18 protein-coding genes are annotated in these 22487 nt (G+C 36.8%); 6 read left to right on the plus strand and 12 right to left on the minus strand.

The features are described 5' to 3' along the window. Nucleotides 1–4 precede the first annotated feature (4 nt). The 3 genes from rbtA to cxpE all read right to left on the minus strand — a co-directional run bounded on the left by rbtA (nucleotide 5) and on the right by cxpE (nucleotide 3914). Nucleotides 5–1816, minus strand: coding sequence for a rhombotarget A (rbtA, locus tag AC4CVF_RS12080; protein WP_490789522.1), 1812 nt, complete (start codon nucleotides 1814–1816; stop codon nucleotides 5–7). Between the two features lie 172 nt (nucleotides 1817–1988). After that, nucleotides 1989–2696: a DnaA regulatory inactivator Hda gene (gene hda / locus AC4CVF_RS12085; RefSeq protein WP_336954720.1), complete on the minus strand. Its 708-nt coding sequence runs from the start codon at nucleotides 2694–2696 to the stop codon at nucleotides 1989–1991. 15 nt (nucleotides 2697–2711) lie between these two features. Further along, on the minus strand, nucleotides 2712–3914 hold the full coding sequence (cxpE, locus tag AC4CVF_RS12090; RefSeq protein WP_336954722.1) for a chloramphenicol efflux transporter CxpE: 1203 nt from the start codon (nucleotides 3912–3914) through the stop codon (nucleotides 2712–2714). A 135-nt stretch (nucleotides 3915–4049) separates the two neighbouring features. Here cxpE and purM point away from each other — a divergent pair, with 135 nt between their 5' ends. Continuing rightward, entirely contained in the window at nucleotides 4050–5120 is a 1071-nt protein-coding gene (gene purM, locus AC4CVF_RS12095; protein ID WP_336954723.1) for a phosphoribosylformylglycinamidine cyclo-ligase, read from the plus strand. A gap of 9 nt (nucleotides 5121–5129) precedes the next feature. Beyond that, nucleotides 5130–5762 carry a phosphoribosylglycinamide formyltransferase gene (gene purN, locus AC4CVF_RS12100; protein ID WP_336954724.1) on the plus strand — a complete coding sequence of 211 codons (633 nt, stop codon included), beginning with the start codon at nucleotides 5130–5132 and terminating at the stop codon, nucleotides 5760–5762. 688 nt (nucleotides 5763–6450) lie between these two features. Here purN and AC4CVF_RS12105 read toward each other — a convergent pair. After that, nucleotides 6451–7263, minus strand: a complete 813-nt coding sequence (locus AC4CVF_RS12105) for an alpha/beta fold hydrolase (protein ID WP_490789523.1) — start codon at nucleotides 7261–7263, stop codon at nucleotides 6451–6453. A 316-nt stretch (nucleotides 7264–7579) separates the two neighbouring features. Further along, the gene (gene sppA, locus AC4CVF_RS12110) at nucleotides 7580–8611 is read right to left on the minus strand and encodes a signal peptide peptidase SppA (RefSeq protein ID WP_419328865.1); all 1032 of its coding nucleotides are present in this window, start codon (nucleotides 8609–8611) and stop codon (nucleotides 7580–7582) included. A 137-nt stretch (nucleotides 8612–8748) separates the two neighbouring features. Here sppA and AC4CVF_RS12115 point away from each other — a divergent pair, with 137 nt between their 5' ends. Further along, nucleotides 8749–9699 carry a lysophospholipid acyltransferase family protein gene (locus AC4CVF_RS12115; RefSeq protein ID WP_336954760.1) on the plus strand — a complete coding sequence of 317 codons (951 nt, stop codon included), beginning with the start codon at nucleotides 8749–8751 and terminating at the stop codon, nucleotides 9697–9699. Here AC4CVF_RS12115 and AC4CVF_RS12120 read toward each other — a convergent pair. From AC4CVF_RS12120 to AC4CVF_RS12130, 3 genes are all read right to left on the minus strand, one after another. Beyond that, a complete protein-coding gene (locus tag AC4CVF_RS12120) occupies nucleotides 9658–12132 on the minus strand; it encodes a DNA internalization-related competence protein ComEC/Rec2 (RefSeq protein ID WP_490789524.1) in 2475 nt (824 codons plus the stop codon). The two genes, AC4CVF_RS12115 and AC4CVF_RS12120, sit on opposite strands and share 42 nt — an antisense overlap. Nucleotides 12133–12246: 114 nt before the next feature. Then, complete coding sequence (gene lolD / locus AC4CVF_RS12125) at nucleotides 12247–12945, minus strand: lipoprotein-releasing ABC transporter ATP-binding protein LolD (RefSeq protein WP_336954759.1); 699 nt, start codon at nucleotides 12943–12945, stop codon at nucleotides 12247–12249. Further along, complete coding sequence (locus tag AC4CVF_RS12130) at nucleotides 12938–14173, minus strand: lipoprotein-releasing ABC transporter permease subunit (RefSeq protein WP_336954758.1); 1236 nt, start codon at nucleotides 14171–14173, stop codon at nucleotides 12938–12940. The genes lolD and AC4CVF_RS12130 overlap by 8 nt, the downstream gene beginning before the upstream one ends. Before the next feature lie 23 nt (nucleotides 14174–14196). Between AC4CVF_RS12130 and AC4CVF_RS12135 the strand changes: the two genes are divergently transcribed. Next, entirely contained in the window at nucleotides 14197–14772 is a 576-nt protein-coding gene (locus AC4CVF_RS12135) for a PilZ domain-containing protein (protein ID WP_004721776.1), read from the plus strand. A 10-nt stretch (nucleotides 14773–14782) separates the two neighbouring features. Beyond that, a complete protein-coding gene (locus AC4CVF_RS12140) occupies nucleotides 14783–15406 on the plus strand; it encodes a LysE family translocator (protein ID WP_336954757.1) in 624 nt (207 codons plus the stop codon). 598 nt (nucleotides 15407–16004) lie between these two features. On the opposite strand, the gene AC4CVF_RS12145 is transcribed toward AC4CVF_RS12140, so the two are convergent. Together AC4CVF_RS12145 and AC4CVF_RS12150 are read right to left on the minus strand one after the other, a co-directional pair. Beyond that, nucleotides 16005–16841 carry an SDR family oxidoreductase gene (locus AC4CVF_RS12145; RefSeq protein WP_419820646.1) on the minus strand — a complete coding sequence of 279 codons (837 nt, stop codon included), beginning with the start codon at nucleotides 16839–16841 and terminating at the stop codon, nucleotides 16005–16007. Between the two features lie 87 nt (nucleotides 16842–16928). Beyond that, nucleotides 16929–18449, minus strand: a complete 1521-nt coding sequence (locus AC4CVF_RS12150; RefSeq protein ID WP_490789525.1) for a flavin-containing monooxygenase — start codon at nucleotides 18447–18449, stop codon at nucleotides 16929–16931. A gap of 110 nt (nucleotides 18450–18559) precedes the next feature. Between AC4CVF_RS12150 and AC4CVF_RS12155 the strand changes: the two genes are divergently transcribed. Continuing rightward, nucleotides 18560–19198, plus strand: a complete 639-nt coding sequence (locus AC4CVF_RS12155; RefSeq protein WP_419328857.1) for a TetR/AcrR family transcriptional regulator — start codon at nucleotides 18560–18562, stop codon at nucleotides 19196–19198. A gap of 511 nt (nucleotides 19199–19709) precedes the next feature. On the opposite strand, the gene AC4CVF_RS12160 is transcribed toward AC4CVF_RS12155, so the two are convergent. Next, nucleotides 19710–21287 (minus strand): sensor domain-containing diguanylate cyclase, encoded by a 1578-nt coding sequence (locus AC4CVF_RS12160; RefSeq protein WP_336954752.1) that lies wholly within the window; start codon nucleotides 21285–21287, stop codon nucleotides 19710–19712. 675 nt (nucleotides 21288–21962) lie between these two features. Continuing rightward, nucleotides 21963–22478: a hypothetical protein gene (locus tag AC4CVF_RS12165; protein ID WP_490789526.1), complete on the minus strand. Its 516-nt coding sequence runs from the start codon at nucleotides 22476–22478 to the stop codon at nucleotides 21963–21965. Nucleotides 22479–22487 lie beyond the last annotated feature (9 nt).

Raw genomic sequence — 22487 nt, forward strand, 5'->3', positions numbered from 1 at the left:
TCCTTTACTTATATTTTATCCGTCGATAGCCTGCTAAACCGATCAGTCCAATGATTGAAAGAAACCCTAAACTTCCACCTGAAGTCTTTACTTTAGAGTTCTTAAAATCATCTGGCTTTCTTTGTACAATTCGTGCGGGGATCGTAATATAAGGATTATCTGATTTATTAAAACTTGTGGTTGAGGTCACCACATTGATTTTAAATTCATCTGAACCTTGCCAACGACTATTTGGGGTATACACAATATCACCAGCCTGGTTTATCGACATTGTTCCTTTAGATGGGGTATTTGTTTGGATGACTTTTAAACAGCCAATTTGCCAAGGCTTACCATTGTCATCCAACTCTCGATTAAAAATCTGCTTACACTTTTCAACACTAACCAACTCACCATCTTGTAATTGATCTGCGATTGAAAACTTAGCTGTTTCACCATATAAAATATCTTGCCCCACAGTTGTAACATCTGTGGTGTTAATCACCAATTCAATCGCACCACGATCACATAATTGTGAATTAACATCTCGATTTTTACCACGCTGATCAACTGATGAACATGCCAATATTTTATCTTGTACTTCTGGACCATGGTTAATAATCAGTGAATCTTCAGCTGAATTATAACTTGCTAAAATTCTTGGTAAAAAATAACCTAAAGCTACAGTAGGTGCCTCTGTAAATGGACATAAAATTCCATCGGTACTATAGTCACACTTGCCTTCCGTGGTATTCCCAGCAATTAGTTGTACATTGCCTAATGCTGTAGATTTAAAACCACTACAGCCTGATGAATAGAGGTTATTACTGATCTGTTCCGCTTCTCCGCCAGCCACAATCGTACAATCTTGTGTACCATTTTTAGCAATAATACTATTTGCAACATAACCTTTCTTTTGGGGCGCGTTTACAATAAGTCCCATAGTATTGAGAATCATGGTGACATTGTTGATTTGCATGGCATCGTAAATCTTGACTACATAGCCTTTATTGCTAAAGATCGTACTATTCATAATTCCAAAAGGAATTGAGGAGCCAATTGTTTTTAAAGCCTCTTCTGAAAATTGATTTTTTGTTTCAAAATTTGAACTTGCTGAATTTGTAACTTCATTATCTCGAATTAATGACTGTGTAATAACAAATGTTGGTAGTTCGGTATAAACAACACCTCCTTCTACTGCTGTATTACCTTTCATTAAGGTCTTGTTTATAGAAACAGAACTTAATGAAGTATTCGCAACATACACACCCGCATTGTAAATTGCGCCACCTTGTCTTGCATGACCATTTAAAAGCTGACTATTACTTATACCTAAAGACTCTTTGTTATAGATTAAACCACCTTGATCAGCACATACCGCTTCATTACACCCTTTTAAGGTAATTTCATTAAATGAAACTTTGAGCATTGCAGGTGGTGTCTCTACTGCCGAATCTATGATTTTTTCAATCTGAAATAAACGTTCTTTTCCAACCATTTTAATAATGGCATTGTTTTTACCTATAAGCGTTTGTGTATTATTTACGTTGCTTTCATAAGTCGAACCAAACGTCACATCTTTGAGTATCCTGATTTGGCTATTCAGTGAATACTCTTTATTCCCTTGTAATATGATATTTGCAGTAACCTCTTTACCACCACCACAACCATTATAGCCAGCCTCAGGCATTCCCTGATTGACATATTCGACTGCTTCTCTTAATGAACACTGATCATCAGCTTTTACAATATCATCTGTCGTTGTCACAGTAATATTTGCACTAAATGCTTGACCGGTAATACATAATAATCCTAAGCCTATGCCCCGTTTGAGCATTATAGTCTCCTTGATTTCTTTTAATTATTTCTTATTAGCCAGCATTACGCTTTGCTATCAGTCCTTTTTGCGTACTTTGTCACACGCGATAAAAATTCTCAAGAATTTTTATCGATGAATCGATTAACTTCATCTATTTGTGTTACGCGCACTCAACAACAGTAAAAAAAAACTATTGTCTATATTCATCAATCAATGCATAGATCTGTCTTAAAGTTGCGTGAGATAATTTAGTTTTCTCACCCTTCAATAACTTTTCTAGCTGTTCAACAGATTGAAGTAGTGTACTCGTTTGATGTGGGCCATGTAATAGCAAATATTCCGTTATTTGTGGGTCAAAATGTACACCCCGACGTTCTAAGACTGAATGCAATAAAGCATGCCGATCAGCATAGGAGTGCCCACTGGGTACTTTTACACTGACAGCCTGTGTAAGTCGAGATTGTAGGTCAGGGAGTTCTAATTTTAATTCAATAGGCGCAAATCGTGATGAAAATACCAACTGCCCGCCATCTTCATTATTATTATTAATAAGATGGAATACCGCTTTTTGCCAATGCGGTACGCCACTAATTGCTTCAATATCATCTAAGGCAACTAAGTCATAGCTTTCTAAGGATGTGATCGCTTCTATAGGCGCATCTAACAATTCCAATAAAGATACTTTTATCGCAGATTTACCAATTTCTAAATAAGAATCACAAATCGCAGTGAGTAAATGGCTTTTACCAGTTCCAGCGCTACCATAGATATAGAAACGATTCATCAGGCCTGCATGAAGCTGACGCACAGCATCAATTACAGGTCCCCAACCTGGTCCAGAAAAATCACTAATTCTGGCATCCAGTTGTGGTTCTATATCCAACTGCAATTGACGCATATATTCAAATCATTCCTAAAGTGGATTTTGATCATTTTTAATCGATTGATCAGTATCTTGCGTGTTTTTAACTTCAATATCAAGATCAACTTGGTCGCTTTCGACTGAAATTGTTTCAGTGGTACCATGATTTTGTACAGTCACCAAAGTATCATTGGCCTTAAAAAACTGACTTTCTTGATATAACTCTTTGAGATGCTTGAGTAAAACCACGATAACAGCTGCAACTGGAAGTGCAATCAACATTCCAACAAATCCCCCCAACTGCGCACCTGCAAGTACTGCGAATACTACGGCTACAGGAGATAAACCAATTTTATCACCCAATAAGAAAGGTTGAAGGATATATCCCTCTATGAGTTGCCCTACACCAAATACAGCTAAAACCATCAATAAATGCTTTGGATCTAGACCAAACTGGAAAAAACAGGCAATGACAGCAGCTATAATACCAACACCAAAGCCAAGATAAGGAATAATACTGCACAATCCTGCGATCATACCAATAATTAATCCAACTTCTAGACCAACCAATTGCAAGCCCACAGCATAGACAATTCCCAATAAAATCATCACAAGGAATTGCCCTTTGACAAAAGCACCTAAAACACTATGGCATTCACCAACAATTTTAAGCACATTACTTTCATATTGGCGTGGGATAAAACTTTTTAAATGCTCCAACATCCGATTCCAATCAAGTAAGAAATAGAATGCAATAATTGGAATTAAAACAATTGTTCCACCGATCGAAATAAAACTCAGTCCAGATTGGGCAATTTTTAATGCCATCGATTGGATACTATCCGCACTATAGTTGGTCTGAACATACTCCATCACTACTTTAGATATTTGATCTGTATCCAACTCCATATGTTCAACATTGAAATTGTTGGATAACCACGGTAAAAAAGTAGAATTCACCCAATGGATTCCCGCGGGAATACTGTCACGCGCATAGATTAATTGTTTCCAAACCAAGGGTACAACAAACCAAGTCGCCCAAGTCAGTAATACACCTATTCCAATAAATACCACTGAAATAGATAACCACCTTGGCAAAAATTTAGACAGCTTATCTACCACTGGACTAAATAAATAGGCAACGAGAAAAGCTGCGACAAAAGGAATCACTACGGGTTTTAATAAATATAAAATCCATAAAACTAAAGCAATTCCAGCAAGGATAAAAATTCGTTTTAAAGTCCGATCGTGCATTGAATCACGCCTATTTCAAATTTATTCGTTATAGAGGGGAAAATATTTTAATAAAGATAGCATTTTAGTGCAGAAATAACATAAGAGTTTCGTATATTCGGGTATAATCCCCGCGCGAATGCGGAGACTTCAATTATGAGCAACTCAACTTCTACCCCAAACACTGGTTTAAGCTATAAAGACGCTGGTGTCGATATTGAAGCGGGCGACGCACTTGTCGATCGAATCAAATCTGTCGCTAAACGTACCACACGCCCTGAAGTGATGGGTGGTTTAGGCGGCTTCGGTGCACTTTGCAGAATCCCTAAAGGTTATGAAGAACCTGTTCTTGTATCTGGTACAGATGGTGTCGGTACAAAATTACGTTTAGCATTGAACTTAAACCGTCATGACACAATTGGTCAAGATTTGGTTGCAATGTGTGTAAACGATCTTCTTGTATGTGGTGCTGAACCTCTATTCTTCCTCGATTATTATGCAACTGGACATTTAAATGTTGATGTTGCTGCAAATGTTGTGACTGGGATAGGTAAAGGTTGTGAACTTGCAGGCTGCGCATTGGTCGGTGGTGAAACTGCTGAAATGCCAGGGATGTATGAAGGTGAAGACTATGACTTAGCAGGTTTTTCTGTGGGTGTGGTTGAAGCAAGTAAAATCATTGATGGTTCTAAAGTAAAAGCAGGTGATGTTCTCATCGGTTTAGCATCTTCTGGTGCACACTCAAACGGTTACTCTTTACTTCGTAAAATCTTAGACGTGAAAAACGTTGATTTAACTCAGATAGTAGATGGTCGTCCGCTTGCAGATGTTGCAATGGAACCAACACGTATTTATGTAAAACCAGTACTTGAGCTATGCAAACAAGTTGATGTTCATGCAATGGCACATATCACAGGTGGTGGTTTACCAGGCAATCTACCTCGCGTACTTCCAAATGGTGCTCAAGCTGTGATTAATGAATCATCGTGGGAATGGCCTGAATTGTTCAAACTTTTACAACGTGAAGGTGCTGTAGAACAATTTGAAATGTACCGTACATTTAACTGTGGTGTGGGTATGGTCATTGCAGTTGACGTTGCTGATGCTGACAAAACCATTGAAGTTTTAACTGCTCAAGGTGAAAAAGCATGGACCATTGGTCATATCCAAGAAAATGCTGCTTCAATTGAAGGCGCAGACGAAAAAATTCGTGTGATTTTTGCATAAGCTCCCCACATGATTAAAATTGCTGTACTCGTTTCAGGCAATGGAAGCAACCTTCAAGCCTTGATTGATGCCAATCTTTCAGGGCAAATCGTGGGGGTTATTTCCAACAAACCTGAAGCATTTGCCATAGAGCGTGCTACAAAAGCAGGCATTGCAACGACTGTGATTGAGCATAAACACTACCCTAATCGTGAAGCTTTTGATGATGTTATGCATCAACAATTACAGGATTGGAATGTTGACTTAGTCATTCTTGCTGGTTTTATGCGAATTCTCAGTGCAAAGTTTGTGCAAGCATGGGAAGGAAAAATGGTGAATATCCACCCTTCTCTATTGCCAAATTACAAAGGCATGCATACTCATCAACGTGTTTTAAATACAGGTGATGTTTTGCATGGCTGTACTGTGCATTTTGTTACTGCTGAATTAGACGCTGGTCAAGCTTTGACTCAGGGTATTTTAAAAGTTACTTTGCATGATACTGTGCAATCGCTTGCAGCACGAGTCCATGTACTTGAGCATTTAATTTATCCTCAAGCGGTTGAATGGATCTGTAATGGCACCATTCAACACTTGGAAAATGGTCAGGTTTTATATAAGGGACAAGCACTTAAACAGCCAATTCAATTTTGCCAACTTTAAGATTTGCTTGATTTAAAATACTGTCAAAAAATGCATCTAAGGATGCATTTTTTATATCTAATATAAAATTCGCCCGTTTAGTGACCTTAGATAACAATAGGTTTATAGCAAAGTCGCTTGAACTGCTACATTTTACATAAAAAGATTGAAATCAATTTATGGGAAAAACAGCGGACTTTTTAACGATAGGCCGTAACAAAAACCTTTACTTATAATCAAATCCCCTACTTATTCATACAAGTGATTTCCATCAATTTATTGATCATAAATGTAGCCTATATTTTTGTTTGAACTTATAGAAACTATTGGTTATCAAACCATTTTTTGTACTTTTCAATCCTAGATGGTTGTCCTATCGCAGGAAGACAGGGATGTCGCCCAATGTGTGTAAGAATGTGGGGTACAGGACATACCCCTCGTCCTACTGAAGATTTTTGTCTTCTTTTCATCTGAGCAAGAACAAAGCACTGGTTTTTTGTCGTGCAAAAATGAGGCAGCGCCTACGCAAAGATATTTAAACTTTGAATGTAAGATTTTGTATTGCAAACTTTTTACAATCAAATAATTTATCTTTCCATATAATAGATTTAATTAAAAATATTAATTAAATCTATTATATTCTTGTGTCCGAGTTTTTTGACAGGTTGACTATAGAAAGAGGTACAATCTGTAACCCATTCAACACTGATTAATGGGTATTAGATAAATTTTGTTGAATCAACTTTTTAATTAAGTTAACAGTTTCAACTGGATGTTCTAAAGGAAACATATGTCCTCCAGCCGTCAGAGTAAAAGGAATATTAAATTTCTTTTTGGTAATTTGTGGAAATTTACGTTTTAGAAAAGGGCTCTCAGAACCAATAACTAAATCTATTGGAACTTGTGGTTGTGGATGAGGTAACCACCAATAAGAAGGACCAGTTCTAAAAATTGCAACTTCAACATCCTTAGGAATGGTCAAAGTCACGCCACCACGAACATGATCTTCTGTTAGCGCATAATCGATATAAGCCTTAAAACAATCTGCGTCAAAATGCTGATAAAACCCCTTTGGACGTAACAATTCTGCGGCTTGTTGACGCGATTCCCAATGATCTCGACGGCGTAAGCTGAGGTGAGCTGGTGTCATCGCATCGATTTTTTGAGGATAAAATTTCTTTGCAAGATTAAAGACAAAGGATGCGGTTCCCATAATCAATGGAGGATCCAATAAAATTGCTTGTTCAAATAAATCTGGACGTTTAAACGACGCTAAAAAAGTTGCAACAGCGCCTAATGAATGACCTAAGCCTATGACTTTACGTCCATTAGATTGTTGCACAATACTATCAATCACTTGATCTGCAAAATTCGACCAATTGTTATCAATAAGATAACGTTGATCTGTGCCTAATAAAGAAACATAAATCACATCATATTGATCTTTCAATAAATCAAATAGTTTCATATAGACTTTAGATGGCACACCATTGGCATGGGCAAAATGAATAACAGGTTTCATGTGAGATAGACTAACCATGTCTTGTGTTACGCTCTGAATATGACGAATTGCAAATACTGTAGCTGATAAATTGGATTCAGTTAAATATTTTAAGTGAACTCACTGCTATTGTTTTACAATAAGCGATGTCATTCAAATGACTTAAACAGGTTTAAACCAGCTAAAATGGCATAAAGTAAGAAGAAAATAGAGCTTTAGAATCGTGTTGGACTTATTTTTTCATCTTATTTTTTCATATTTTTGTTTTTTATCCTGTATGGCTCAGTAAAGAACAAGAATACAATATATTGTTCTTTACTGATCTACCAGACTTGAACTATTGCATTTTCACATCTTGATTCATACCAAGTTTCTGGCTCACGGCTGTACCTAAACCATGACCCATTTCTGAACCTAAACGGCCTAGAACTGAGTCAAATGGGCTACGTTCAACCGTATAATTAACTGTCTTTTTCACTTTTAATTCGCGTTTTAATGTTTCCATATTCCCTGCTTTATCTGCGATACCCAATTTAATTGCTTGGTCACCCGTCCAGAATAAACCAGAGAAGATCGCTGGATCTTGCGATTTCAGCTTTTCACCACGACCTTTTTTCACAGCATCGATAAAGTGATCATGTACATTGTCCAATAAAGCTTGAATATGCGCGCGTTGTTCTGGATTAATCGGTTTCGTCATACTCAGTATGTCTTTATTACTTCCCGAAGTCATCGTTCGGTCTTCAACACCTAATTTTTGCGCTAAACCATTTACCCCATAGTTCGGCATAATCACACCAATTGATCCCACCAAACTCGATGGATTTACCCAAATTTCGTCTGCTGCTGATGCAATATAATAAGCACCTGAAGCTCCCATATCACCAATCACAGCATATACTTTTTTCTCTGGATTTTGTTTTTTGAGGTACTGAATCTCTTGCCAAATATCATCAGACTGAACTGGTGATCCACCTGGGGAATTCACATTCAATACTACAGCTTGAGCAGACTTTGCTTGAAATGCTTTCTTTAATGATTTAATCGTATCGGTACTATTTACACCTTGACTACTTGAATCAATTGTACCAACGATATTGACAACCCCTAAATGATTCTCTGAAGTTATTGTTCCATCATCTGACCCTGATAATGAACAACTCTTACCCAGTGCAACTAAGACAAAGAGAATATAAAGAAAAGTGAGTATTTTAAAGAAGATCCCCCAGCGACGAGTACGGCGTTGCTCTTCAACTGAAGCAAGAACAGCTTTCTCTAAGATCTTCCATTCCTGTCCTGTAGGCTGTTGACCCGCAGAGGAATTCAAATTTGTATTGTCATTTTGAGGTTTCGGCGGCCAATCTGACATTTATACCATCCAAATTAATTATTCATGCTTCATTATATACACGGAATCCGTATAATCTATTTAATCATTACGATTTAACTTATAATAATTTGCTAAATCTCACTATTACTTAACCTGCGCTTTAATTTTAGATCCGGATGACTGATAAAACCTCAACTTCGCGACTTCTCAATTTTTTCAGTCGACTGCCGATCCCAATCGCACGTTTTATCGCGCGCATTTTGGCTGGACTTGTCAACTTATTACGTATCACCAAAACCTCTGAAACCATTCGTTTAAATATTGAAATTTGCTTTCCAGACCTAGATAAATCCAAACGCGAAAGAATTACAGAGCATGCAATTCGCAATGAATTACAGTCTTATATGGAGTTTTTTACGGTTTGGGGAAGTTCAAATCAAGTAAATATCGACCGTATTCACCATATTGAAGGTGAGCACCATTTCCATGAAGCAATTGCGGAAAAAAAAGGCCTTGTACTGGTCGTGCCTCATTTCGGTACTTGGGAAATTATGAACGCATGGTTTGCCCAATATACGCAAATGACCATTATGTATGAACCAATTAAAGATGAAAGTGCAGATCGTTTCGTACGTGCTGCGCGAGGTCGCGAAAATGCCACACTGGTTCCAACAGATGAATCTGGCGTCCGGCAAATATTTAGAGCTTTAAAACAAGGAGGTACCACCGTTATTTTGCCTGACCATTCGCCACATCAAGGGGGAGAACTTATTGAGTATTTTGGGATTCCACTCTTTTCAAGTAATTTAAGTGCAAAGCTGATCCAAAAGACCAAATCCAAAGCACTCTTGCTATATGCTATTAGAAACGAAAATCAGGGTTTTGATATGGTCGTTCAACCTATTGATGAAAATATCTATCAGGTCGATGCAAATCAGGGCACACATATTATTTACACTGCGCTCGAAAAATTAATCTGCCAATACCCAGAACATTATCACTGGAGTTATAAACGTTTTAAAGCTCACCCAAAACTAAAACAGATTTATAATGTTCCGAATAAAGAAGCGATGGAAATGATCAATTCAATCCGCAATGAGACGATCATGGGAAGCGAGCCACTTTAAGTTTTGCCGATAACCTATCAACTCCATCTGCCCTTGCGAATTTAGCTTAAATTGAATAGAACCTTGTTCAATAGTGGTTTTGACTGGAATATTCAAAGCCTCTAGCCGTTTCAATACAATCGGATGTGGATGACCATAGCGATTGGCATATCCAGCCGATACAATCGCAAGTTTAGGTTGTAATTGCTTTAAAAAGTCGTATGAAGAACTATTTTTGCTACCATGATGACCTAGCACTAAGACATCTACTTTTAAATTTGGATATTGTGCTAATAGATTATATTCCGTTTCCCACCCAGCATCCCCCATCAATAAAAAATTTTGATGTGATTTCGACTGAGGAACTTGAATATAAATGATGCATGAGAGTTCATTTCTGTCATACCGAGCTTTGCTTAGGCTATTTTTAGCAGGCGCCAAAACAGAAATCCGAACATCTTCATATTGCCAATATTGCCCTTGATGACAATACTCAAATTTATGCTGATTAAGCAGCTCATCTATTTCATTTGAATAAACTTTGTCAATTTTGACGACCTTCTCTATTTCTGCAAATGCACCACTATGGTCTTGATCTAAATGGGTCAGAATCACTTGATCCAATTGAGCAATGCCTTGTCGCATAAGATATGGAATAATGACTTTTTTACCAATACTGAATTGCTCTTCATCAAATGTGCCACCTGTATCAATCAGCATTTTATGTTCAGGCAAATTTAAAAAAATTGCCTGTCCTTGCCCAACATCTATGACATCAAGTTGGAATCTTGAAGAATTTTTATGTGATATTACTAACGGTGCTAAGCAGAGTATTGCCCAAAATTTGGGAAGCACACCTTTGGGCAGAAAGATAATAAACACAGTCAAAGCAATGCAAATAATTTGCAAAGAATTGAATGCCCACCAATTCAATTTAAAATTGAGAAACTGATCTAACTTTTCCAGTAAATACAACAATATAGATAAAAAAATATCAGAAACTTTAAAGAGTACTCCACCTAAAGGATCAAAAAGTATACTCATGCATGCCGCCATGACTTCAATAGGAACAATTATTGCACCAATCATTGGAATTGCGATCAAATTGCTCAAGGGTGTGATCCATGAAAATTGTTGAAATATCCACAGCACCACTGGTAATAATGCAATAAATATTTTCCATTGCGAATCAATTAATACTCGTATAAATAGTTTAGTCTTAGTTTTCCATGTCTCTACAGTTTGATTCGAATGTTGCTGAACAGTCTGATAGACACGAATCAAAATAAAACATGAACCAAAGGATAACCAAAAAGCAGAAGATAGAATACTAAAAGGATCAATTACTAATAAAATACTGGCTGTCAATAATAGATGCTTAAGAGGTTGAATTTTTTGCTTGAATAAAATAATAAAAATCAAAATTGTGACTGTCAGCATGGTTCTTAACGCGGGAATTTCAAAACCAACAAAAGCGCTATAAAACACCACACAGGCTAAAAAAGGAAAGATCAATAAATAAGGTTGTGGAATTCTCAAAAAAATTTGTGGATAAGCTTTTTTAATGATTGAATTAAACAAAAAACAAAACAAACTTGCAAAAATTAATACGTGCGGTCCAGAGATTGCAAGTAAATGAGAGATACCCAATTTTTTAAATAACTCATGCGTTTCATTCGCCAATAAGCTTTCATCGCCGGTTAATAAGGCCAAGAGCAATCCCTTATTATGTAATGATGAAACTGCAATCCAATGACGAAATTTTAGACGTAACTTTTCTATACTGAGTTGAGCTCTATATAGCAAGGTATTCTGTTGACGAATAAAGGATGTATAACCCAACTGTTTCACTTGAATTTCATCGATATGTTCAAGTGAGTGAGCCTTGAATACACCGAGAATGTTTTGTTGTAGAAACCATTTTTCTTTATCAAAAGCACCAGCGACAGCATAACCGTGAATTGGTTTGATTTGCCCTCTTACTCGATAATATTGGCCTAGTTGGATCATTTCAGACTGTGAATCATCCAGATACATTAACATTTGTGTGGCTTGTTTTAGTCCGAGTAACAATACTTTTTGTTGAATACGCTGTTGAGTACGGGGGAGTTGGGAACTAAAGGATGAGTTGGTTTGCTTAATCGTATTTATGCTAGAAATATAAATAATTTTTTCAATTTGATGAGCTGATGTATCACGTAAGCTTAATCTTTTTTCGAGTGCTGAATCTGCATAATGCCAACCGATTAGACCACATGATATACCGACTAAGCTTAAATAGATCAGTTTAAATACCAAGGAATTAATCAATCTATACTTCGACCGATAAAATTTAAATAGCAAAAGACTTAAGGCTAAGCTAATCCATACCAAGAGAGTTAAAGAAGCTGGTGAATGGTATCCCATAAAAGAGATACCCAATATCCATCCAATTAAAGCAATATATATATACATAGTTTTTCTATTTATTGTTTTCAGTGTTTTATTGATTAAGCCCAATCAGTTATTGGGCTTAAGTTTAAAAAATATACCTCACTTTAGAATGATATCATCAAATGAGTGCTAAAATTAGCCATCAATCCAGACACCATCTTGCATATGTAGGATTTTATCTGCTGATTTTGCCAGTTGCTCATCGTGCGTCACAATCAACATTGCCATATTGAACTCCTCACGTAAATCACGCAGTAATTCAAAAATAGATTTTGCTGTTTTGCGATCTAGATTCCCCGTCGGTTCATCGGCTAACATTAACTTCGGTTGTGTCACCAAAGCACGTGCTAAAGCTACACGTTGACGTTCACCACCTGATAACTCACCAGGTTGATGCGTTAAACGATGCGATAATCCAACACGTTCAAGTAAATATTCAGCACGTTCTTTAACCTTTTTATACTCCGCATCTTTTCTTAACATCAGCGGCATTGCGACATTTTCAAGTGCAGTAAATTCAGGCAATAAATGATGAAACTGATAGACAAAGCCTAAATGTTCATTACGTAAAAAACCACGTTCAGCTTCACCCAAGTTATCAAAACGTCTGCCATTTAAATTTACCAGACCTTGGGTAGGGCGATCTAGCCCTCCCAAAATATGTAATAGCGTACTTTTACCTGACCCACTTGAACCCACAATGGAGACAAACTCACCTTGCGCTACTTGTAAGGATAAGCCTGTAATCACGTCTACATGTGACTTACCATCAGTAAACGATTTATAGATATTTTGTGCCTCTAAAACCACTGGACTTTGTGTAGCACTATTCATAACGAAGCGCCTCCGCAGGCTGAATTTTAGCTGCTCGCAATGCTGGGTAAATGGTTGCAATAAAGCTGAGACCCAAGGACAAGCTCACAATCACCACGACATCTTGCCATCTTAAATAAGAAGGTAAGTAGTTGATAAAATAAGCATCGAATAAATGTAATCCAAATGCAGTATTCAACCAGCCAATAAAGTTACTAATTCCTAAGGCAGAGATAATCCCCAAGATTGCACCAGCGACAGTTCCAACCACACCAATCACAGTACCTTGCACCATAAAAATGCGGGTAATTGTTGCAGGTGATGCGCCTAATGTTCTCAAAATTGCGATGTCTGATTTTTTATCCGTCACAACCATGACCAATGAAGAGACAATATTAAATGCAGCAACAAGTACGATTAGGAATAACAATAGACTGACCATTGCCTTTTCCATTTGGATTGCGCTGAATAAATTACCATGCGTATAGGTCCAATCTGAGGCATAGAATCCGTTTGGTAACTCACGAACAATTTCATTGGCAACCTGTGGCGCTTGGAAAATATCATCCAGTTTCATACGCACACCCTGCGCACCGTCAGGTAGACGTAATAGCGTAGATGCGTCATTGAGTGCGATGTAACCTAAACTCGAATCAACTTCCGCACCTATACTAAAAATACCCACAATTTTAAAACGTTTAAAACGTGGCACAACCCCTGCTGGCGAAGGGGTTGCTTCAGGTAAAACCAAGGTGACATTGTCATTTAGACCAAGGCCTAACGCATCAGTCATTTGTTTGCCTAGAACAATGCCATATTCACCTTTTTTTAGTTGATCTATGCTACCTTCCACCATATGATTTTGGATAATTGAAACCTTCTTTTCATATTGAGGTTCAATACCAGTCACCATGATGCCGGCGACCTGTCCTTGTGCAGTAAGCATACCTTGTAGTTGGGTAAATGGAGCAACACCAGTCACATGCTTATGTTGTTCAATTTTCTTTGCAAGTACAGGCCAGTCTGTTAGAATTTGTGTTGAAGAAACAGTGGCTTGAGGTATCATACCTAAAACACGGTTCTTTAACTCTCGGTCAAAACCATTCATAACAGATAAAACTGTAATCAGTACAGCAACCCCTAAGGTTAGACCGATCATGGAAACCAAAGCGATAAAAGAAATAAAGTGATTACTACGCCGTGCGCGAGTGTATCTCAACCCTATATACAGCGAGATTGGTTTAAACATACCATTCTAGTCCGAGGTGTTTTATGGAAGCGTTACAGCATCAAAATGAAGCAAATGAACGTCGTGTCATGTCACGAATCGATGCTGCGTTAAGGATCAACTATCAAATCATTTCTGAAGAAGTTGCGCTGAACGATCCATATGATGCTAATTTTGTATTACCGCGCTATTTTCTACTACTTGCAGAATTAGATCAATTTGATCATGCACTTCACTACGAATTAGAACAATTAAATGAAAAAGATCAACAAATTGCTCGAATCTTATCCTTATTCAACCAAAAGTTAAACCTTATTACTGGTTCTCTTTACGATTCTATTGTACAAACCATGTTACCAACGCCACAAAAAGTCAATTTTTCTGAAAGTGGCTTTAGTTTTACCAGCCAACAATACCTGAAACAAGGTAGCTTTATTCATGTCACCCTGAGCCATCCTGAAAATTTCTTCCATATTGCAGCAACGGCACAAATTGCGTACTCTGAACCTGCTGAAAACGAGCAATATCGTGTAGGTGCCTACTTCATTACCTTGCATCCTCAAGATAAAGTCAAACTCGCAGAATGTATCCAACAAAACATCACCCTACAGAATAATTGATATTGAACATATGGATTCTACTTTATTTGCTTTTGCCTTGATTGCCCTAGGTATGGCTCTCACCCCTGGTCCAAATATGATTTATCTGGTCTCAAGGTCCTTGTGTCAGGGCAAAACTGCGGGGATGGTTTCATTGGGAGGCACAGCACTCGGTTTTGTATTTTATATGCTATGTGCTGCTTTTGGAATTACTGCTTTATTAATGACGATTCCAGTTGCATACGATATTTTAAAAATTGCTGGCGCGTTCTACCTGATTTATCTTGGCTGGAAAACCATTCAATCACCTCACTCGCCTTTTGAGATTACCAGCAACCAATCTTATTCAAATTCAAAACTATTTTTGATGGGCTTTTTGACTAATCTACTGAATCCTAAAATTGCGATGATGTACTTAGCTTTGCTGCCACAATTTATCAAACCACATCAAGGCGATGTTTTAGTGCAAACGCTTAGTTTGGGTATTGTCCAAATTGTGATTAGTCTGTTCATCAACATGTTGTTTATTTTTTCTGCCAGTTCTTTTACCCAACTTTTAAATCGTCATGCGCTTTGGTTAAAAATGCAAAAATGGTTTATGGGTACAGTATTTTTTGGCTTAGCAACACAAATCATGCTGAGCTCCAAAAAATAATACAAATCAATCTAATAGAAACTTAAACGTTCCTAGTAAGATATGGTAGTACCAGCTTTACAGTAATACGCATTCAGGTATAGTCAACCCATCTAATTATTCATACAAATAACCTCTATCAAGTCATTGATCATAAATGACGCTTATAGTTACGTATAAACTTTTTGAAACTGTTGGCTATTCATTCGTTTTTGTACTTTTGAATCCTAGATAGTGATCCTAACATGGATGTCGCCGTTGGGCGGGGGTACAGCACGTACCCCTCGCACATGAGTAAAAACAAAGCACAGCTTTGTTTGCAGCGCAAAGTTTGACATCCCCTACGAAAAGTGATGCATCGCCTACGCAAAGGTATTTAAACTTTCAATGTAAGCTGTGGCATTGCAATTTTTTTATAAACAAAAAATTTTCTTCCATATAGTTAATTTAATTAATAATATTGATTAAATCAATTCTACTCTTGTGTCTGAGTTTTTTGACAGATTGAATATAGATGCAATGATATCCATCTTAGCCACACCCATAAAAAATGGCTCAAAGTGGAGTATTTACTTTGAGCCAAATGAACTGATTTAAAAAGTTTCTTTTTAATAAGCAATTATTCTGCCAACTTATGAATTCGCTTGGCATAACTTGAATGGGCAGAATGATCAAGTTTAGTCAAGATGCCATTATCCCCCAAGATACGACGTGCGCCTGTTTGCGCCCATTGCGGCAATAAGGCATAAGCACTATGTACTGTTTGTAAGTAATCAGGTACTGCAATAAATAATCGAGGCTTAATCAAAGCACTCAAAACTGCATTGGCAACATCTTGTGATGTCACAGCTGGAATCGTTTTTGCAGCATTTTCAGTTCCAGCGGTGAGCTCTGTCAGCACTTTACTGGGTAAAATTGCAGTGAACTGAATAGCTGAATCACGAAACTCACCTGCAACTGCTTCAGTGAGACCAATCACAGCAAATTTAGTTCCAGAATAGACCGCTGAACCTGGCAAAGCAAAACGGCCTGCAAGTGAAGCGATATTCACAATATGCCCTTGTTTATATTTGAGCAATTCGGGAAGTGCCAATTGCATGCCAATGATGACACCACGAAAGTTAATATCAATTTGTGCATCTGCTAAAGCGGGATCTTCATCCAGAAAAGCCCCCATCGGCATAATCCCAGCATTATTCACTAAACCATAAAAACTGCCATAATGTTGAATGGTGTTTTGAATAAATTGGGCAAATGATTTACGATCACGCACATCCACTTTAAAAGCTTTTGCACCAATACGCTGTGCTTCTTTTTCAGCAAGTGCTAAATCAAGATCACCAATACTGACTTTTGCACCTTGTGCAATTAAGGCTTCCGCGGTTGCTAAACCGATGCCACGTGCGGCACCAGTAATCGCAATCACTTTGCCTTTTAATTTTTGTTTTTTAAACATTGCTTTATCCTTTATTTAAAATCTTGGTACATTTCACATCTATCCTCTTTTATAGGCTTGAATAGGATGAAGATTAAAATCCCTTTTTCATACAATATCTTCTTGCTTTAACACTGGGCTTGGTTCAGGTTGATGATTAATCAAATACTCAGCTAAATTAAAATGTTTCATCTTTGCTCGGAGTTTATAGGTTGACCACGGCCAAACTGTACTGTTGCGCCCATTGCGATCAATAAAATAGCTTTGACATCCCCCCTTGTTCCATACCGTAGTTTGCAAAGCTGCTTGGACTTTTTCATTAAAGACTTTTGTAATTTTTGGATTTGGTTCAATAGTCTTGATGCCGAATTGAATTGCCTGTTTCAAAGCATCAATAATATAATCAAGCTGAGCTTCAATGATAATAAATGCTGAGGAACTCACAGCGACATTTGGACCAAACATCAGAAAGCCGTTTGGACAATTTTCTATCATTGTTCCCATATAGCCCTCAGGGCTCCCCTGCCAAACATCTGACATCCGCTGTCCAAAACGGTTATAGACACGATTGGCGATTGGCGGTTCTGCAATTTCAAACCCCGTACCAAGAATAATTATGTCTGCTTCAGAACGTTCACCATTACTTGCAATTAAAGTATTACCATTTATTTCAGATAAACCGCTGGCAATCACCTCTACATTATTTTTTGCTAAAGCGGGATACCAATTGTTAGATTGCAAAATACGTTTACAACCCATAATAAAATTTGGGGTTAATTTTTCTCGTAGTTGTGGATTTTTAATATGGTAATTTAAATGCCATTTGGCTAATTTTTGGAATTGATTCATTGCCGCAGGACTTTGAATTCCACCATTTATCGTTTCAAAAATTCCATACACTGAACCTCGCATCAGCTGTTGAGTCAGCGGTAACAGCTTAAACATGGCACGAATGGGCGCAAGTAATGGCATGTCTGACTTGGGCAAAATCCATTGTGCAGTACGTTGAAAGATCGTCAGTTGTTTAACTTGTGGTTGAATCTGCGGTACAAACTGGATGGCCGAAGCACCTGTTCCAATCACCGCAACTCGTTGAGCGGTTAAGTCTAAATCATGCCGCCATTGTGAAGAATGAAAAATTTCCCCTTTAAAGGTTTCAATACCTTTAACATCAGGCAATACAGGTTCATGCATAGGACCACAAGCAAGAATTGCAAATTCAGAGCGCAACTCACCCTGTTCGGTTTGGATATTCCAGCACTTTTCTACATCTGACCACTGTGCTTTTAAAGCTTCACGATTCAAATGCACATGTGGCATGACCTTGTACTTATCTACCACATCAAATAAATATTGTTTAATTTCTTTTTGCTGTGCAAATACCCGTGACCATGCATGGTTTTGTTCAAATGAGTATGAATAAAGTGCGGATGGTACATCACAAGCGCAGCCTGGATAAGTATTTTCACGCCAGACCCCGCCCATTTCAGCAGCCTTTTCCAGCAATATGAAATCTTCAATCCCTGCTTGTTTTAATCTGATCGCAGCACCAAGACCAGCAAAACCGCCACCCACGATAATCACTTTGTAAAAGTTTTCATCCTTTGTATTTTTTTTCATTTTTTCCATGTTGAAAATCGCTTAGAATATAAACACTAGGAACACAATGTCAAAAACGGAATGACTTGTCAATTTCCATTGTTTAACAATTTTGAATATTTATTTGGTATTCTTTGCCTATGAATGAACCAACAACTTTACGTCGTGCAGAACGTCAACGTATCCAATTACAAGCCGATATTTTAGAAGCTGCGTTTTTAGAATTTTCTGAGCGTGGGTACCATCAAACAGCCATTTCAGATATTGCCAAACGCTTAGGCATTGGTCATGGTACTTTCTATCGCCATTTTGAAAATAAACGCAATATTTTGCAGCATGTTATTTCGGATACTATGCAAAAAATCATGGCATTGCTTACTGGTGAAAATGCCCCTCAGGCGGTGAATAATATTGAAGAATACCGTGAACAGTGTCAGCGAATTTCTGAACGTTTGCGTCTTTTTGCACAAGAGAATCCTCTAACTCTAAAATTATTATTACTTGAAGCAACTTCGATAGATGCTGAAATGACCAGATTTATTCAAAACTTGATGCAAATGGCGGGTATTTTTACTGCTAACTATTTAAAGCATGGGGTAGATTCTGGTTTTTTTCGTGAGAATTTAGATTGTGAAAATACTGGACATAATATCATTGGGATGATTACCAATGGGGCTCTACGTTTTTTAGCCAATCCTGAAGATCTCAAGGGTTTAAAAAAATATGGCGATTCGATTATTGAATTAATCGTAGCTGGAGTTGCTAAAGCATCAACCTGATTTATGCCAATCAACATAATAAACAGAATATAAATTAACCTGAGTACAATATAAAATTCTTGAAAAAATAGGGTATTCGGAAATGTCATCCACAACTGTCTGAGGCTATTTCTACGACTCATTACATGGCTTGCTGGCGGTCGAGAGTTTTGCGGTGAGCCTAGCTGCATAAGAAGATTATTGTTTAGAAGCTTAGCTCCTCATCCCGAAAAAAAATAAGTCAAGCAACATGCTGATTATAAAATTGAATAGAATTTCAGCAACACTCCACCAAGATCTTTTTTTTTAATAAGTTAAAAATATATTTAGGTTAAGCATACCTTAAATTAAACTGTCTTTCTTTTTTCTCATACAAGCCTACGGATTATTGTTATCTTGTAGAGACTGAAAAGTCACCCTTAGACGCAGATCTAGTCCCAACACACTGTTACATTTCATCCTAAGATTGAAATAGTACGTAAATTAACTCAAAAAATGCATTTATCTTGAAGATAAATTGTCGTTTTTAAAACTATTTTTTATAACGAATACAATTACGTCCATCCTTCTTTGCCAAATATAAATATTCATCAGCTGCTTTAAACACCTTATGGATGTCTGTAGAAATTTCAGGCCAATGTGCTATCCCTATCGACACGGTAATCGCGGGTATTTCTCCGATTGGCGTTACTTCTAATGCCTGTCGAACCCTCTCTGCAATATTAATACTTAAATTTTGACTATCGATAGGACTCAGAATCACAAACTCTTCTCCTCCAATCCGACAACAAACATCAATACTCCTGACACAATCCTTAATATTTTGTGCAGTTTTTGTCAGGACTAAATCTCCTTTTTCATGCCCATATTGGTCATTAATTTTTTTAAAATAATCGATATCAACGGCGATAATTGCAAACGCTGCTTCATTTTTCATTAAGCGTTCAATATGTAATTCCATTCCTCTACGATTATAAAGTCCTGTTAATGGATCTGTATTTACATAGTGATTGAGTGTAGATATTTTTTTCTTAAAATTTGAAGAGCTCTGTAACAGTGAGCGTTTAAAATTTCTTACCTCATAATATAAAGCATCCACATTTTTAATTTGAGTTGCAGTCTCTGGGTTATTGAGATGACTCGCCATTGTTGCTAAGCGATTTAATGGTGCTGAGATATAATAGGATATTTTCCAGATGATCAGAAAGATTAAAATATAAAAAACAAGCATATAAGCAATAATTTTATAAATCAGATAAGGAACTTTTTCTAAAAGCTTATGAGTCGGTTGTTGGGAAACGATGATCCAATTGGTATGACTTACTCTTGCAAAGCCTGCTAAATTATCGACCCCTTTGCTATTGACGAGCCTTATTTTTCCGATCATATGACTTGTCATATAATTGAGACCCGTATTATCTGTTGCAAGAGAGCCTATTCGACTTGCATCAGGATGAAAAATGATTTTTCTATTACTATCTAATACATACATATAACTATCTTTATAGTTAAAGCTTAGGGTTAGTAACTCATTAATAATATTTTTTTCTTTTAAATAAATTGCACCACCAATAAAGCCCAGATAATTTTTGTTTTTATCAAAAATAGGCTGAGAAATAAAAACAATTAAATTATTTTTAATTGAATAATATGGGCTTGTGATTACGGTCTTTTGAGTTTTAAGGGATTGTTTAAATCCCAGTGTGGAATTCACTACATTTTTATTAATGGCAATTTTTGAAGGTGAGAAATTGAGCACATGCCCATATTTATCTGAAATGATTACACTATCAAAGTAATTAGATTGAAATTTAAGTCGATCAACTTCTGATTGTTTAAATTGCTCATCACTAAATGAATTACCCAGTAAAGACGCACTATAATTTAACTGTTTTAGCACAGTCTGAATTTGAGAATCAGTTTTTTGGGCTATTTTTGTGGCATATTCCATATTGAACGAAAGCGAAGTATCTAATAGTTCTTTTTTTTGGATAGAATAATTCACAAAAAGCGAAGCAATAAATAAAATAGCGATGCTGAATATTGCTAAAAATAGAATAAGTTTTCTCAGATTTAACTTTAGACAAAATATGAGTTTTTTCAGTTTCATGAGGTCATGTGCAAACAGCATTTGATTGAATTTTATTCTTTTTCTCTAAGTATTACTACAATATTTTTATGATTGTTTAATTTATTTTCATGATTTTTAAATGATTTCCCATAATATACTTTATACCAAATTCATAGAGAATATCTAGCTTTGGTGAATGGAGTTTAGCCACTTCAAAGGTGCCTATCAATGATGAAAACGAAAGCAAATGAATAATATATTAATTAATAAAAATAAAGGAAATTAGCTAAAAATAACAGGAAAAATACTGCAATTACTTTATTTTGCATAGATATATGCTTTGAGATAGATACTACTCATATGATAAGACCAATAAAAATTGATCGGAGTTAGGCTTCATTTTTAGTATGTTACTGTAATTTTAATTTCGATTTGGTTGAATAATTAAAATGGCTAGAATCCTCTAAGCACTGTGAATTACTCACTGAACCTTCCTTATTTTAACTTACTTGGTATAGCGATAGCGAAGGGGTAAAATTAAAATAGGAAAGTGAAATTGGCAAAAAATATTTTGCTAAATTGAAGCTAGAGAGTTTGGATAAAATATTTTGATCTAGGTGATTTTCTGTAAGTGTGTCTTCTTATTAACGCTATCTGACAGATATCCACTTATGGGCAATCTGTCAGATTAAATCTGTAGTTTGGTTTTGATGATCACAAACCATCTTTGCTCTGCTTACATCCAATCACTAAAATACTCGTTATAATATCACCTGGACCTGTCAATGCCGTGATATTACACAGATACTGAGCACGCTCTTGTACCGCATTTTGATAATATCCAGTCGGGCGATATTGATTTTCATAAATAGCACCAACAACACCTTGCCCACCAGTTTGTCCAACAACACGCTGCCCTGCATATTCAGTTCCTGTTTGCACAAACTGTTGTACAACATGTTGGGAAACAACCGAATTTTCCCACATTGCAGAGCCACCATTATTACTTGCAGGAACGCGATAAGTGGGTGATCCAAAGATACCAATCGCTTTATTTACATGTTGCCCAACCAATTTATCAGCTGTTTGTTGCACAGGATTAGGTGTTGAAACACAGGCTGTTAGTGACAAACCTAGTGTTAATACAGCTAAAACGCTCAAAGCCCTAAATTTACGTCCATCCATTTGGTGTTGTGGATTATTGGTTGTCAATTGCTGTTTGCTGATCATAAGAAGGTT

This window comes from Acinetobacter sp. LipI_19 (assembly GCF_058242925.1).